The sequence below is a fragment of the Ideonella sp. A 288 genome (assembly GCF_002198735.1).
Lineage (GTDB): Bacteria > Pseudomonadota > Gammaproteobacteria > Burkholderiales > Burkholderiaceae_C > Pseudaquabacterium.
In genome coordinates this window covers 19,438-33,061 of record NZ_MWLO01000085.1, presented here as the reverse complement: position 1 = coordinate 33,061, position 13,624 = coordinate 19,438, and the positions used below count along the sequence as shown (strand labels likewise).

Annotated in this window: 11 protein-coding genes; 5 read left to right on the top strand and 6 right to left on the bottom strand. The window is 72.7% G+C overall.

Translation table 11 applies throughout. The features are described from left to right. On the top strand, nt 1–2,041 hold a 2,041-nt coding region (gene recG / locus EOINJALH_RS07405), incomplete at its 5' end, for an ATP-dependent DNA helicase RecG (RefSeq protein ID WP_310732285.1). Nucleotides 2,042–2,074: 33 nt separating this feature from the next. On the opposite strand, the gene EOINJALH_RS07400 is transcribed toward recG, so the two are convergent. Continuing rightward, complete coding sequence (locus EOINJALH_RS07400) at nt 2,075–3,169, bottom strand: trypsin-like serine protease (protein ID WP_144289905.1); 1,095 nt, start codon at nt 3,167–3,169, stop codon at nt 2,075–2,077. A gap of 156 nt (nt 3,170–3,325) precedes the next feature. Here EOINJALH_RS07400 and EOINJALH_RS07395 point away from each other — a divergent pair, with 156 nt between their 5' ends. Beyond that, on the top strand, nt 3,326–4,249 hold the full coding sequence (locus EOINJALH_RS07395) for a hydrogen peroxide-inducible genes activator (RefSeq protein WP_088279705.1): 924 nt from the start codon (nt 3,326–3,328) through the stop codon (nt 4,247–4,249). A 105-nt stretch (nt 4,250–4,354) separates the two neighbouring features. After that, nucleotides 4,355–7,750 (top strand): adenylate/guanylate cyclase domain-containing protein, encoded by a 3,396-nt coding sequence (locus EOINJALH_RS07390; protein WP_088279704.1) that lies wholly within the window; start codon nt 4,355–4,357, stop codon nt 7,748–7,750. A 22-nt stretch (nt 7,751–7,772) separates the two neighbouring features. Here the strand turns inward: EOINJALH_RS07390 and EOINJALH_RS07385 are convergent, their stop codons facing one another. Continuing rightward, a complete protein-coding gene (locus tag EOINJALH_RS07385) occupies nt 7,773–8,492 on the bottom strand; it encodes a PEP-CTERM sorting domain-containing protein (protein ID WP_144289904.1) in 720 nt (239 codons plus the stop codon). Between the two features lie 304 nt (nt 8,493–8,796). Between EOINJALH_RS07385 and EOINJALH_RS07380 the strand changes: the two genes are divergently transcribed. Beyond that, the gene (locus tag EOINJALH_RS07380) at nt 8,797–9,426 is read left to right on the top strand and encodes an FABP family protein (RefSeq protein ID WP_088279702.1); all 630 of its coding nucleotides are present in this window, start codon (nt 8,797–8,799) and stop codon (nt 9,424–9,426) included. Between the two features lie 7 nt (nt 9,427–9,433). Here EOINJALH_RS07380 and EOINJALH_RS07375 read toward each other — a convergent pair whose 3' ends face one another. Genes EOINJALH_RS07375 through EOINJALH_RS07360 form a run of 4 tightly spaced genes read right to left on the bottom strand, consistent with a single transcriptional unit; the run spans nt 9,434 to nt 11,948 of the window. Continuing rightward, complete coding sequence (locus EOINJALH_RS07375) at nt 9,434–10,333, bottom strand: Fpg/Nei family DNA glycosylase (RefSeq protein WP_088279701.1); 900 nt, start codon at nt 10,331–10,333, stop codon at nt 9,434–9,436. A gap of 21 nt (nt 10,334–10,354) precedes the next feature. Next, a complete protein-coding gene (locus tag EOINJALH_RS07370; RefSeq protein WP_088279700.1) occupies nt 10,355–10,801 on the bottom strand; it encodes an N-acetyltransferase in 447 nt (148 codons plus the stop codon). A 17-nt stretch (nt 10,802–10,818) separates the two neighbouring features. After that, the gene (locus EOINJALH_RS07365; protein WP_088279699.1) at nt 10,819–11,448 is read right to left on the bottom strand and encodes an FMN-binding negative transcriptional regulator; all 630 of its coding nucleotides are present in this window, start codon (nt 11,446–11,448) and stop codon (nt 10,819–10,821) included. Between the two features lie 32 nt (nt 11,449–11,480). Next, a complete protein-coding gene (locus EOINJALH_RS07360; RefSeq protein WP_088279711.1) occupies nt 11,481–11,948 on the bottom strand; it encodes an OsmC family protein in 468 nt (155 codons plus the stop codon). A 98-nt stretch (nt 11,949–12,046) separates the two neighbouring features. Between EOINJALH_RS07360 and EOINJALH_RS07355 the strand changes: the two genes are divergently transcribed. Further along, nucleotides 12,047–13,558, top strand: coding sequence for a PLP-dependent aminotransferase family protein (locus EOINJALH_RS07355; protein WP_088279698.1), 1,512 nt, complete (start codon nt 12,047–12,049; stop codon nt 13,556–13,558). The last annotated feature ends 66 nt before the right edge of the window (nt 13,559–13,624 follow it).

The window sequence follows — 13,624 nt, the reverse complement described above, 5'->3', positions numbered from 1 at the left end:
CGACCGCCCCGCCGCCCCGCCGCGCAGCGCCCCGCAGCGGGCGATGGACAAGCTGGGCCTGCGCCGCGACATCGACCTGGCCCTGCACCTGCCGCTGCGCTACGAGGACGAGACCCGCGTGGTGCCCATCGCCGACCTGCGCGACGGCACCCCGGCGCAGGTCGAGGGCGAGGTGGCCGAGGCGCGCATCGAGCTGCGCCCGCGCCGGCAGCTGGTGGTGCGCCTGCGCGACGACAGCGGCGAGCTGGTGCTGCGCTTCCTGCACTTCTATCCCTCCCACCAGAAGGCGCTGGTCTACGGCGCCCGCGTGCGCGCCCGCGGCGAAGCGCGCGACGGCTTCTTCGGCCTGGAGATGGTGCACCCGGTGTTCCGCACGGTGGACGCGCACACGCCGCTGGCCACGTCGCTGACGCCGGTGTACCCCACCAGCGCCCAGCTGCCGCAGTCCTACCTCCGAAAGGCAGTGTCCTCGGCCCTGGGGCGGGCGCCCTTGCACGAGCTGCTGCCGCCGGGCACCGTGCCGCCCGGCCTGCCGCCGCTGCGCGAGGCGCTGCAGTGGCTGCACCACCCGCCGCCATCGGCCAGCATCGCCGCGCTGGAAGACCGCAGCCACCCGGCCTGGCAGCGGCTGAAGTTCGAGGAGCTGCTGGCCCAGCAGCTGTCGCAGCGCTTCGCCCAGCGCGAGCGCGCCCAGCTGCAGGCACCGGTGCTGGCCTCGCGGCCCGGCGGGCTGCACGAGCAGTTGCTGGCGGCACTGCCCTTCGCGCTGACCGGGGCCCAGCGCCGCGTGGCCACCGAGATCGCCGCCGACCTGGGCGCGGGCCGGCCGATGCACCGGCTGCTGCAGGGCGACGTGGGCTCGGGCAAGACGGTGGTGGCGGCACTGGCCGCGGCGGTGGCCATGGACAGCGGCTGGCAGTGCGCGCTGATGGCGCCCACCGAGATCCTGGCCGAGCAGCATTTCCGCAAGCTGGTGCAGTGGCTCGAGCCGCTGGGCGTGGGCGTGGCCTGGCTCACCGGCAGCCGCAAGGGCAAGGCGCGGCAGGCGATGGTCGAGCGCGTGGCCTCGGGGGACGCCAGGCTGGTGGTGGGCACGCACGCGGTGATCCAGGACGACGTGCACTTTGCGCGCCTGGGGCTGGCCATCGTCGACGAGCAGCACCGCTTCGGCGTCGCGCAGCGGCTGGCCCTGCGGCGCAAGCTGGGCGCCTCCGACCTGGAGCCGCACCTGCTGATGATGAGCGCCACGCCCATCCCGCGCACGCTGGCGATGAGCTATTTCGCCGACCTGGACGTGAGCACGCTCGACGAGCTGCCGCCCGGCCGCACGCCGGTGCTGACCAAGCTGATCGCCGACGGCCGCCGCGCCGAGGTGGTGTCGCGCATCGACGATGAGCTGTCGCGCGGGCGGCAGGTGTACTGGGTCTGCCCGCTGATCGAGGAGAGTGAGAAGCTCGACCTGCAAAACGCCACCGAGACCCACGCGCGGCTCAGCGCCGCGCTGCCCGGCCGCCTGGTGGGCCTGCTGCACGGCCGCATGCCGGCGGCCGAGAAGGCCGCGGTGATGGCCCTGTTCACCGCCGGCGAGATGGCGGTGCTGGTGGCCACCACGGTGATCGAGGTGGGCGTGGACGTGCCCAACGCCAGCCTGATGGTGATCGAGCACGCCGAGCGCTTCGGTCTGAGCCAGCTGCACCAGTTGCGCGGGCGGGTGGGCCGCGGCGCCGCGGCCAGCGTGTGCGTGCTGCTGTACAGCGCGCCGCTGTCGCCCACCGCAAAGGACCGGCTGCGCGCGATGGCCGAGACGAACGACGGCTTCGAGATCGCGCGGCGCGACCTCGAGATCCGCGGACCGGGCGAGTTCATGGGCGCGCGGCAGAGCGGCGACGCGCTGCTGCGCTTTGCCGACCTGGCCGAGGACGCCCCGCTGCTGCAGCGCGCCCGCGAGGCGGCGGCCGTCCTGGTGGAGCGCGACGCCGACGCGGCGCGCGCGCACGTGGCGCGCTGGCTGGACAGCCGGGCCGACTACCTCAACGCATGAGGCTGCAACGTGCCGGGAGCACCCGCCGCGTGCTCAGGCCGCGCGTGCGCGCCGGCGCCGAGCGATGGCGCCCAGCAGCGGCAGGCCGGCCAGCCACAGCGCCCAGGTGCCGGGCTCGGGGATGGTGGCCATGATCCAGCCGCTGTAGCCCGACACACGGGTGTCGCCGGCGAACTCGCCGTAGGTGGAGTTGAGGAAGGTGTCGGTGTCGCTGCTCTGGCCGGTGTTGAAGGCGATGCGCAGGCCGAACGATGTGATGCCGGCCAGCTGGCCGTTGATGAAGGTGGGGCCGCCCGAATCGCCCGGCGCCGACATGACCTCGTTGAGGCCCAGGCCGGTGTTCTGGAAGGGCGCGCCGAAGAAGAACCCGAAGCCGTCGTTGCCGGCGGTGCCGTTGTCGAAGTCGTACATCAGGATGTTAGGGTTGGATTCGCCGTCGCCCCAGAAATCCAGTGCCGTCATCTCGTAGGTGTTCTGGCCCCTGCGCCAGTCGTTGCCGAGCGTGTCGCCGGTGGCGCCGGTGCCGGTGAGGCCGAAGCCCGATTTGGTGCCGACCTGCCCGATCTCGTCCGATGCGGTGTACAGGGCGTAACGGTCGGCGCTGGCCGGTGCCACGGCAGCCAGGGTGATGATCGCCAGGTCGTTGCCGACGCTGGTGATGTTGCCGGTCCATCCCGGGTGCACGGTGACCGACTGCATCGCGACGCCGGCAAAGCTGCCGGTGTAGGGGTTGGCATTGGCCGTGACCGGGAACTGGGCGGTCCCGCTGGCGAAGGTGGACTGGCCGAAGGCATCGGTGACGCAGTGCGCCGCGGTCAACACGTGGCGTCCGCTGCCCAGCAGCGCGCCGGAACACAGCGTGCCGCCATTGATGATCAGCCGGGCCACGCCGCTCATGTCGCCGCCGAACTCGGGGCGGTGGCGCAGGTTGTAGGCGGAGGCGCCGTCGGCGGCGGGGGTGGGTGTGGCGGTGGTGGTGTACAGCCCGCGCGCCTGCCAGGTGAGCTCGCCGTTGGTGCCGGACAGGGGGCTTTCGGCCGGCGTGGTGGTGGCGACGGTGGCCGCCGACGCGGCGGTGCCCAGGGCCCAGGCGGCCACCAGAAGGGCCGACGACGATGTTCTTCTCATGCAATTCCCCCTGCGATCGCCCCGGCTCGACTGCCGGGTGCATCTTGACCGAAGTCTATCGACCTGCGGCGGCCCCTTCCCGCCGAAGACACATCTGGTTGCAGCCACCCCCCTGCCCAGGGGGAGTCGCGGGGCTGTGCCGGATAATCGGCGGCCATGACCCTGACCGAGCTGCGCTACATCGTCGCGGTGGCCCGAGAAAAGCACTTCGGCCGGGCGGCCGAGGCCTGCTTCGTGTCGCAGCCCACGCTGTCGGTGGCCATCAAGAAGCTCGAGGAAGAGCTCGACGTCAAGCTGTTCGAGCGCGGCGCGTCGGAGGTCAGCGTCACGCCGCTGGGCGAGGCGATCTGCCGGCAGGCGCAGTCGGTGCTGGAGCAGGCCGCGGCCATCAAGGAGATCGCCAAGCGCGGCAAGGACCCGCTGAGCGGTCCGCTGCGGCTGGGCATCATCTACACGATCGGCCCCTACCTGCTGCCCGACCTGGTGCGCCAGGCCATCGACCTGACGCCGCAGATGCCGCTGCTGCTGCAGGAGAACTTCACCGTCAAGCTGCTGGAGATGCTGCGCACCGGCGAGCTCGACTGCGCCATCATGGCCGAGCCCTTCCCGGACACCGGCCTGGCGGTGGCGGCGCTGTACGACGAGCCCTTCATGGCCGCCGTGCCCGCGAACCACGCGCTGGCCAGGCGCAAGCGCATCAGCGCCGAGGAGCTGAAGCAGGAGACCATGCTGCTGCTGGGCACCGGCCACTGCTTCCGCGACCACGTGCTCGAGGTGTGCCCCGAGTACGCCCGCTTCTCCAGCGACGCCGAGGGCATCCGCAAGAGCTTCGAGGGCTCGTCGCTCGAGACCATCAAGTACATGGTGGCCTCGGGCATGGGCGTGACGGTGGTGCCGCAGCTCAGCGTGCCGCGCGATGTGCAGCCGCACATCCGCTACATCCCGTTCGACGCGCCGGTGCCCACGCGCCGCGTGGTGCTGGCCTGGCGGCGCAGCTTCACCCGCTACGAGGCCATCGCGGCGCTGCGCAATGCGGTCTATGCCTGCGAGTTGCCGGGGGTGAAGCGGCTGACGGGGTGAGGCGCCGGGACCGACGGGGCCTCCGGGACGTGGCGGGCCGTCACATCGCTCGGGCAGAGTGACGGGGCCCAGCATTTCGTTACCCGCCTTGCTATCCTCATTGCAATGTCCGCAGAGATCGCCCAGCTCGAAGCCACGATCCTTGCGCTCGAATCGCAACGCGCCGTGCTCGGCGATCTGGTGGTGGACACCGCCGTCGGGCCGCTGCGGGCCCGCCTGGCGGCGCTGAACGCGCCACCCGCGCCGCCGCCACCGGCAGCCCCCGAGGCTGCAGAGCCGGCACAGGCCCTGAAGCTGGTGACGGTGATGTTCCTGGACGTCGTCGGCTCCACCACGCTGAGCCAGCACCTCGACCCCGAAGAGATCCACGCCGTGATGGACGGTGCGCTCGAACGCTGCACCGCCATCGTGCAGTCGCATGGCGGCAAGGTGCTGCAGTACGCGGGCGACAACCTGCTGGCCGCCTTCGGCGCCGACGAGGCGCGCGAGGACGACGCCCGCCGCGCCGTGCTGTGCGGCCTGGCCCTGCTGGCCGAGGGCCGTGCGCTGGGCGAGGAGGTGGCGCGCGCGCACCGGCACGAGGGCTTCAATGTGCGCGTGGGCCTGCACACCGGCGGCGTGCTGCTGGGCGGCGGCGTCGATGCCGAGGGCACCATCCGCGGCATCTCGGTGAACATCGCCGCGCGCATGGAGCAGACCGCACCGGCCGGCGCGCTGCGCATCAGCCACGACACCTGGCGCCAGGTGCGCGGGCTGTTCGATGCCGAAGAGCAGGACCCGATCGCGGTGAAGGGCGTGGACAAGCCCATCGTCACCTACCTGGTCAAGCGTGCCAAGCCGCGCGCGCAGCGCACGTCGACGCGGGGTGTCGAGGGCGTCGACACCCGCATGATCGGCCGCGATGCCGAGTTGCACGCGCTGCAGGACGCCTTCTCGCGCGTGGCCGCCGGACGCCAGCTCGAGATGGTGCAGGTGGTGGCCGAGGCCGGCGTGGGCAAGAGCCGGCTGCTGCACGAGTTCGACCAATGGGCAGAGACGCAGCGCGAGCGTTTCCACAGCTTCCAGGGCCGGGCCGACCCGCAGACGCAGGCGCAGCCCTACGGCCTGTTGCGCGACGTGCTGGCCTGGCGCCTGCAGATCGCCGACGGCGACCCGATGCCGCTGGCGCGGCAGAAGGTCGAGGCCGGCATCGCGCCGCTGTTCATGGACGACGACGGCCCGGCACTGGCCCAGGCCCATGCGCATCTGCTGGGCCACCTGATCGGGCTGGACTTCAGCGACAGCCCACACGTGCAGGGCATCCTCGACGACCCGCAGCAGATCCGCGCACGGGCCTTCCACGCCGCGGTGCAGTCGTTCCGGCGTTTCAGCGCCCATGGGGGCCTGCCCATCGTGCTGCAACTCGACGACCTGCACTGGTCGGACGACGGCTCGCTGGATTTCCTGGCCCACCTGTGCCGCGTCAACCGCGACGTGCCGATGCTGCTGCTGTGCCTGACCCGGCCCACGCTCTACGAGCGTCGCGCCGACTGGGCCGCACCGCCCTGGCCGCTGCAGCGCATCGACCTGGCGCCGCTGGACAAGCAGGGCAGCCAGCAACTGGCCGACGAGTTGCTGCAGAAGCTGCCCGAGGTGCCCGCGGCGCTGACCGAGCTGATCATCGGCCGCGCCGAAGGCAACCCGTTCTACATGGAAGAGCTGGTGAAGATGCTCGTCGACCAGGGCGCGCTCGAGCCCGGGCCCGAGCGTTGGGCGCTGCACGCCGAGCGCCTGGTGGCCGCGGCGGTGCCGCCCACGCTCACCGGCGTGCTGCAGGCCCGGCTCGACGGGCTGCCCGGCATCGAGCGGCTGGCGCTGCAGGAGGCCAGCGTCATCGGCATGGTGTTCTGGGCGCAGGCGCTGGCGGCGCTGGACGACCAGGCGCCGCGCGCGCTGCCGGCGCTGGCGCGGCGCGAGCTGGCGCTGCCGCGCGCCGACTCCAGCCTCGACGGTGCGCAGGAGTACGCCTTCAAGCACCAGATCCTGCGCGAGGTCACCTACGACACGCTGCTCAAGCGCTTCCGGCGCAAGTTCCATGCGCGCGCCGCCGACTGGCTGGCCGGCCAGACCGGCGCGCGTGCCAACGCGCTGCTGGGCACCGCCGCCGAGCACTACGAGAAGGCCGGCGACGCCGCCCACGCGGCCGAGTACTACACCCGTGCCGCCGAAGAAGCGCGCAAGCGCTACGCCCACGGTGCCGTGCTGGCCAACGTGTCGCGCGCGCTGGCGCTGCTGTCGGACGAGACTGCGCTGTCGGCCGAGGCCGTGCAGTCACTGCGCTGGCGCCTGCTGGACGCCCGCGAGCGCACGCTCGACCTGCAGGGCCGGCGCCCCGAGCAGCGAGCCGACCTCGAGGTGCTGGAGCAGATGGCCGAGGCGATGGGCGACGACCACCGCCGCGCCGACCTGGCCACCCGCCGCTGCCTGCTGGCCGTGCGCACCGGGGACTACACCGGACAGCGGGACGCGGCGCGGCTGGCCATGGCCCTGGCCACGCGCGCGCAGGACACCAAGCTGCGGCTCAACGCCCAGCGCCTGCTGGCTGATGCGATGGCGCGGCTGGGCGACGTCGACGGCGGCCAGGCGCTGGCGCTGGAGGGCCTGGCCGAGGCGCGCGCCAGCGGCCTGATCGGGCTGGAGAGCCGCTTCCTCAACGCGCTGACCGTGATCGCCAACCGCAAGCAGGACGTGGTGGCGCTGCTCGACGCCTGCCAGCAGGCGGTGCGATTGCGCCGCGAGCTGGGCGATCGGCGCAACGAGGCGATCGGCATGGCCACCCTCGGCGGCGCGTGGCTCGAGCTGGGCGATCTGGAACAGGCGCAGTACGACCTCGACGAATGCCTGAAGCTGCACCGCGCGGTGGGCGACCGAGGCCTGGAGCCGATCGCGCTGGCCAACCTGTCGCAATTGGCGATGTGGCAGGGCCAGGGAGAGCGGGCGCGCAGCCACGCCATGGCGGCACTCGAGATCGCCGTGGACGTGCAGGCCAAGGAACTCGAGGCCTTTGCCTGCTGGAGCCTGGGCCAGGCCGAGCTGGCGCTGGGCCAGGCCGACGCGGCGGCGCAGGCCTTCGGGCGTGCGCTGGCCGTGGCCGACGCCATCGACAGCCCCTACCGACTGGATGCGGTGGCTGGCCTGGCGCGCGTGGCCCTGGCGCGCGATGACCTGCCCGCGGCCCAGGCCCAGGTGCAGGTGCTGCAGGCCCACGAGGCCGGCGGCGGCCAGCTCGACGGCACGCTGGGCCAGCGGCTGATCGAGCTGACGTGGTGGCAGGTGCTGGTGCGTGCGGGCGATGCTGCCGCGGGCCCCTTGCTCGAGCGTGCCCATGCCGGGCTGCTGGCCCGCGCGGAGGCGATCAACGACCTGTCGCTGCGCGAAAGCTTCCTCGCCCGCGTGCCCGAAAACCGCGCATTGCTGGCGGCCTGGGCGGCGCGCCCACCGACCCGCCCCGACGGGGCCTGACGCGGGTGGCGCCCGCGGCGGCTCAGGTGCGGCGGCGCGCGCGCCGCGCCAGGCCGGCCGCGGCCAGCGCCGTCAGCACCAACGCGATGCCGCCAGGCTCGGGCACCAACACGGCCCGCTGGCGAACGAAGTCCGTCAGGGCCGAGGTGCCCACCGAATCGGCCGGGCACTGCGGCTCGGTGGGCGCGAGGGCGGCCGGGTTGCAGGTGTAAAGCGTGGCCGACCGCGGGCTGGCCAGGAAGCCCAGCCAGAACGTGCCGGTGAAGTTGATGTCGTCCGCGGGGTTCAGCGGGTCGGGGCCGGCATCGAACAGGTTGGTTGGCAGGCCGACGCCCAGGTCGGTCGAGATGCCGATCACCTCGTTCTGCCCGGTGCCGACGTCGAAGGCCATCAGCGCGGTATTCACCACATAGGCAGCGCCGTTGAAGGCCAGCGTCTGCACCGTGGGCTCGCCGGGGGTGTTGATGTTGTACAGCTCGACGTTGGCCGACAGGACGGCCATGGCGCCCAGGGAACAGGGGTTGGCGAGGTTCGACACGATCCCGGCGTTCGCAAAGCACGCGTCGGGCACGAAGAAGGTGGCCTGGCCGCGGTAGCCGAGGTTGGGCACGCCGGGACCGAAGGTCGGGTCGAAGGTGCCGACGACGATCGCCGAGTGAGCCGGCACCATGGCGCACGCGGCGGCCGCCAGGGCCAGGCCGGTGGCGAAGGACTTCAGGCTCTTGGTGGCGGACTTGGCCATCTTGGCTCCCAACGGGTGGCCGGCTGCGCGGCGGGTGACTGGTGTGCCCGATCGGACCGCCTGCGCAGGCAGGTCGGGCCTTCGATGCTTTTGAACGACCCCAGGCAATAGCAAAAATCATGCCCCATACCAAAGGCTGGGCGCAAGGCCTTGATTTGTAAGCATTTACGGCTGCGCTCTTCGCCAAGGCCGGGCGTCTGGCCCGGCCCATGTCAAATGCACCGACACACTGGCGGCGTCAATTGGCACCGGTCGGCCAGCGCTATGCTGTTTTGCGTCTGGTCCACACGAGCACCCGGAAGCCATGAGCGACTACCCCGCCGACATCTACACCGAACCCTCGAACGTCGACGTGCGCACGCTCGACAACCTCGGCCCGCTGCGCGCGCTGGCCGGCGTGTGGCAGGGCACGCGCGGCCTGGACGTGAAGCCCAAGGCCGAGGGCCCGAAGAAGCAGGCCTACGTCGAACGCATCGAGCTGCAGCCGATCGACCCGGCCACCAACGGCCCGCAGTTGCTGTACGGCCTGCGCTACCACACGCACGTCACCAAGCCCGAGCAGGTGAAGACCTACCACGACCAGGTGGGCTACTGGCTGTGGGAGCCGGCCACCGGCTGCGTGATCCACACGCTGACCATCCCGCGCGGGCAGACGGCCATGGCCGCCGGCACCGCCGCCGCCGACGCGCGCGAGTTCGAGCTGGTGGCCACCCAGGGGCTGGACACCTGGGGCATCTGCTCGGCGCCGTTCCTGCAGTACGCCTTCCGCACCACCGAGTTCCGCATCAAGGTCACTGCCTACGACGACGGCACCTGGGGCTACGAGGAAGACACCGTGCTGATGATCCGCGGGCAAACCGAGCCCTTCCACCACACCGACCGCAACCGGCTGACGAAGATCGCCGAGCCGACGCCGAACCCGCTGGCGCGGTAGCGCGCGGCTACACGTCGTCGACGCGCTTCGGCCAGCTGGCCTTGAGCAGGCGCGAGAGCGCGCGGTCGGCCAGCAGCCGGCCGCCAGTCTGGCAGCGGGCGCAGTAGTTGGTTTCGTTCTCGGCGTGCAGGATGCGTTGGACAGGCGTGCCGCAGTCCGGACACGGTTGGCCGAAGCGGCCATGCACCGCCATCTGCGGGTGGAAGGCCGTCACCTTGTCGGGCCAGCCGCCGTGGGCAAGGGCCTCGGCGCGCAGCCGGGCGGTCCACTCGACCATCACGGCGCGCGTGGCCACCAGCAGCCGCTGCGCGGCGGCGGCATCGAGCGAGCGCGTCAATGCCACCGGCGACATCCGCGCGCGGTGCAGGATCTCGTCGGAGTACGCATTGCCGATGCCGCTGAAGAGCTGCGGGTTGGTCAGCGCGCGCTTGAGCGTGTGGTTCTCGGCCGCAAGGCGTTGGGCGAAGGCGGCCTCGTCGCAGGCCATCACATCGATGCCGCCGGGGTCCATCGCCGCCAGCGCGTCGCGCCCGGCCACCAGGTGCAGCGAGGCCCGGCGCTGCGTGCCAGCCTCGGTGAGCAGCAACTGGCCCTGGTCGAACTCGAAGGTGGCCAAGCCGATCTTGCCCGGCGGCTTGGCGCCCGGGGCCAGCCAGCGCAGCCGGCCGGCGATCATCAGGTGGACCACCAGCATCAGCTCGGTGCCGTCGGCGCCCCGCAGCACCAGCACCACGCGCTTGCCCAGGCGCTCGACGCCGGTGACGATCGCGCCGTCGGCCTGGGCGATCGGCGGCACCGCGGTGCGCAGGACGAAAGGGTTGAGGATGCGCACGCGCCGCAGCGTCTGGCCGCTCACCTTGGCGGCCAGGCTGTCGACATAGACCGTGATGTCGGGCAGCTCGGGCATGGCGCCGAGTGTGCCAGTGCGTCAGCCGAGCGGAAAGTCGTAGCGGATGAAGCCGCGGTGCTGCGCCACGCGGTCGTACAGCGCCCGGGCGCGGGCATTCGATTCGTGGGTGAGCCAGTGCAACCGCGCGGCACCGTGCTCGCGCGCGCTGGCCGCCACCCGCTCGATCAACGCGGCCGCCACGCCGAGGCCGCGCGTGGCCTCGTCGACGTACAGGTCCTGCAGGTAGCAGGCATCGGCCATCCACGGGTTGGCGTGGAACAGGTAGTGGACGATGCCCACCAGCCGCCCCCGCCGGTGCGCGCCCCAGGCGAACACACCCTGGCCGGCCACCAGCCGCGCCCAGGTGGCGTCGTAGTGCGAGGCCGGCAGCTCGGTCTCGTAGAAGCGCTTGTAGGCCTCGGCCAGCACGCCCCAGGCGGCGCGGTCGGCGGGCTGCAGGCGGGCGAGGGTGAGATCGTCGTTCATGCGATGCGGGGCTGCGGTCAGCGCGGGCCGTGCTGCACCACCAGGCCGGCCATGGCCACCGCCTCGTCGTCGCCGCGCTCGGCCAGCACGTCGGCCACGCCCTGGCGGTCGGCGGCGCTGCGGTTCTGGCTGACCTTCCACTTGCCCACCAGGCGGTCGATCGGGATCTCGATGCCGACGATGGCGCCGAGCATGGTGTCGATGTAGTCGGCCGGCGCGTCGGACACGGCCCAGGGCTTGTCCAGACCGCTTTCGTGCGTGCGCGTGAGGCGGCCGACGATCTGCAGCAGCTCGGCCTTGTCCTCGATCGCCCGCGGCGTGCCGTGGGCGTGCACCACGGCATAGTTCCAGGTGGGCACGACCTTGCCGTGCGCTTGCTTCGAAGGGTAGGACGACGGGCTGACGTAGGCCTGCGGCCCCTGGAACGCGACGATGCTGGCGGCCAGCCGCTGCCACAGCGGGTTGGCCCGCGCGACGTGGCCGACCAGCGTGCCGTGCGGGCCGCGCGTGGCGTCGATCATGAACGGCACGTGGTTCAGCACCAGCTCGCCGCCGGGTGCGCTGGCCCAGGCGCCGAGAGGGTGGGCGCGGATCAGTCCCTGCATCAGGGCGGTGTCGGTGATCTCGAAGTGGACGGGCAGGTACATGGGGTCTCGGGGCAGTGGTATCGGTGGAAGGATCAGTGCACCGGCTCGCAGCGCACCTCGGACTTCACCGAGTTGGCGATGAAGCAGGCCTCGTGGGCCTCGTGGTGCAGGCGGTGCAGTTCGGCGGCATCGGGCCGGCGCTCGCCGCCCCAGGTGACGGCCGGGCGCAGCGTGACCAGGGTCATCGCCAGGCGGCCCTCGGCGTTGCGGGCCATCACGCCGAGCGCGTCGTCGCGGTAGTCGTCCACCGTCCAGCCGGCGCGGGCGGCCAGGTTCAGGAACCACAGCATGTGGCAGCTGGACAGGGCGGCGACGAAGGCCTCCTCGGGGTCGACCGCGGCGGCATCGGACCACGGCAGCGGCACCGAGTGCGGCGACGACGAGCCCGGCACCACCGCGCCGCCGTCGAAGCGCCAGTCGTGGCGGCGGCTGTAGCGGTTGTCGGTGAAGGCGGCCTGCGCGTCGCGCTGCCAGTGGATGGTGGCGGTGAATTCGGCCATGGGGTCGTCGGTCCTGTTGTGCGGCCGGCCCGACAGGGCCGATGACATTGGCCCCACAGCGTAGCGCGATATGCTGCGCCGAGGGGAGCCAATCGACGATGCCGCGAAGTGCCAATGCCGCCGTCCCGGCGCCACCGGTGGCCGGTGCCCAGGGCCGCACCCCCGTGCGCCTGCAGGTGTACCGGCAGCTGCGCGCGGCCATCGAGCAGGGCAGCTTCGCGCCCGGCGCGCGGCTGCCGCCGTCGCGCGAGCAGGCGCGGTTGCTGGGTGTGTCGCGCAACTCGGTGCTGTGGGCGCTGGAGCGGCTGCGGGCCGAAGGCTACGTGGTGGCGCGGGTGGGCGACGGCAGCTACGTGGCGCCGGACCTGGCCGCGCTGCGGGCGCGGCCCACACGGCCCGCACCCAAGGCCGCCACGCGGCCAGCGGCGCCAGCGGTGCTGCTGTCGCGCCGCGGCCAGTGGATCGCCGACACCGGCCTGCAGTGGCAGCCACCGGTGATGGCGGCCGCGCCCTTCCGCATCGGCGCGCCCGACGTGGCGGGCTTCCCGTTCGCGCTGTGGGACCGGCTGGCGCGCCAGACCAGCGCCGCGCAGCGGCAGGCGCAGGCGCAGTACCTCGACCCGGCCGGCCTGCCGGCGCTGCGCGAGGCCATCGCGCAGTGGCTGTGGGCCTCGCGCGGCGTGCACTGCGACGCGGCGCAGGTGCTGGTGTGCTCGGGCTCGCAGCAGGCGCTGGACCTGACCGGCCGGCTGCTGCTCGACCCTGGCGACGAGGTGATGGTGGAAGACCCCGGCTACCCCGGCATCCGCGCCTGCCTGGCCGGCCATGGCGCGCAGGTGCGGCCGGTGCCGGTGGACGCCGACGGCCTGGCCATCGGCGAGGGCGCGGCGCGCTGGCCGAAGGCCCGGCTGGTGGTGGTGACGCCGACGCACCAGTTCCCCACCGGCGTGCGCATGGGCCTGAAGCGCCGGCTCGAACTGCTGGAATGGGCGCAGACCCGTGGCGGCTGGATCGTCGAGGACGACTACGACGGCGAGTTCCAGTACGGCCCGCACCGCGTGCCGGCGCTGACCAGCCTGCCGCAGGCCGAGCGCGTGCTGTACGTGGGCACCTTCTCGAAGACCCTGCACCCGGGGCTGCGGCTGGGCTTCATCGTGCTGCCGCATGCGTTGACCGCCGCCTTCGCCAGTGCCCGCGCGCTGGCCGACCGCCACGCGCCCGGCGACTCGCAGGACGTTCTGGCCCGCTTCATCACCGAGGGCCACCTGCTGCGCCACCTGCGCCGCATGCGCGAGCTGTACCCGCGGCGCCAGCAGGCGCTGATCGACGCGGTGGCCGAGGCCACCGGCGGCGCCGTGCGCCTGGCGCGCGGCGAGCAGGGCATGCACCTGGTGCACGAGCTGCCCGCAGGCCGCGCCGATGCACCGCTGTCCGGCCGCGCGCTGGCCGCCGGCGTGGTGCTGGCGCCGTTGTCGCGCTACGCCATCGAATCGCGCCGCCGCGGCTGGCTGTTCGGCTACGCCGGCTACGACGCTGCCGCGCTGGCGGAGGCCGCCCGGCGCATCGGCCCGCTGCTGGCCGCCGCCGTCGGGCGCCCCGTGGGCGGCTGACGGCGCGCGCGGGCCCGGCCGCCGATAATCGCGGATTGCCCTGCCACGCGGTCGCGCCCGTCGACG

Excerpts from the sequence above, each read along its gene's own strand:
- EOINJALH_RS07390 (WP_088279704.1), top strand. The coding sequence starts at position 4,355 with ATGTCCGCAGAGATCGCCCAGCTCGAAGCCACGATCCTTGCGCTCGAA.
- EOINJALH_RS07380 (WP_088279702.1), top strand. The coding sequence starts at position 8,797 with ATGAGCGACTACCCCGCCGACATCTACACCGAACCCTCGAACGTCGAC.
- EOINJALH_RS07400 (WP_144289905.1), bottom strand. The coding sequence starts at position 3,169 with ATGAGAAGAACATCGTCGTCGGCCCTTCTGGTGGCCGCCTGGGCCCTG.
- EOINJALH_RS07365 (WP_088279699.1), bottom strand. The coding sequence starts at position 11,448 with ATGTACCTGCCCGTCCACTTCGAGATCACCGACACCGCCCTGATGCAG.
- EOINJALH_RS07385 (WP_144289904.1), bottom strand. The coding sequence starts at position 8,492 with ATGGCCAAGTCCGCCACCAAGAGCCTGAAGTCCTTCGCCACCGGCCTG.
- EOINJALH_RS07355 (WP_088279698.1), top strand. The coding sequence starts at position 12,047 with ATGCCGCGAAGTGCCAATGCCGCCGTCCCGGCGCCACCGGTGGCCGGT.
- EOINJALH_RS07395 (WP_088279705.1), top strand. The coding sequence starts at position 3,326 with ATGACCCTGACCGAGCTGCGCTACATCGTCGCGGTGGCCCGAGAAAAG.
- EOINJALH_RS07370 (WP_088279700.1), bottom strand. The coding sequence starts at position 10,801 with ATGAACGACGATCTCACCCTCGCCCGCCTGCAGCCCGCCGACCGCGCC.
- EOINJALH_RS07360 (WP_088279711.1), bottom strand. The coding sequence starts at position 11,948 with ATGGCCGAATTCACCGCCACCATCCACTGGCAGCGCGACGCGCAGGCC.
- EOINJALH_RS07375 (WP_088279701.1), bottom strand. The coding sequence starts at position 10,333 with ATGCCCGAGCTGCCCGACATCACGGTCTATGTCGACAGCCTGGCCGCC.